Source organism: Grimontia celer (assembly GCF_900055185.1).
Lineage (GTDB): Bacteria > Pseudomonadota > Gammaproteobacteria > Enterobacterales > Vibrionaceae > Enterovibrio > Enterovibrio celer.
Genome location: NZ_FIZX01000062.1, coordinates 1 through 541, shown reverse-complemented (window position 1 = coordinate 541; position 541 = coordinate 1). Strand labels below are relative to the sequence as shown.

The 541-nt window shown below is 41.6% G+C and carries 1 protein-coding gene; it reads left to right on the top strand.

The genetic code is table 11. The features are described from left to right. Nucleotides 1–354 (top strand): hypothetical protein (locus GCE9029_RS26640; RefSeq protein ID WP_197475435.1); only part of this gene is annotated, 354 nt, incomplete at its 5' end. Nucleotides 355–541 lie beyond the last annotated feature (187 nt).

Sequence of the window (541 nt, the reverse complement as noted above, 5' to 3'; positions counted from 1 at the left end):
GAGTCTGTTCGAACGATTAAGCAGAATAATATTCAAGCGTTTAGTCTCTACGCCCCCTACTTATTAGATTTTTTTAATGTGTTTGGTGATGACACACTTTCAATCTTTTGTACGAAACAGGGTAAGGCCAATATTGTTGATTATTCAACAGGTCAGTGCTGGTATGGTGAAGACCCTGAGGCTGAGATAAACAGCGGCTTTAAGCATGATGTGAGCCAAGTGGCTAAAATTTCATTGCTTGAGAAAGCAGAGCAAAGCACACCCTTTATCGATTATGTGGAAAGGAAACCAGTTATTTCGCCTAGGTCATGTCACTCTATGCAAGGTGAAACTACTGATATTGAAGGTGACTAGATTCCATTGCTAATTCATTTTGGTATTGGCATTGGTCATATATTGAAGAGGATGTCGGATCTTGTTGAGATCGATATCTGGTTATTTTATGGGCCTTCAATTGAGGTATTGAAGGCGTCAGTCGATGTCTTTGATTGTGCGTCATGGCTAGAGGCGCGCGTTGAGAAGGGGCAGCAGGTTTACCTTC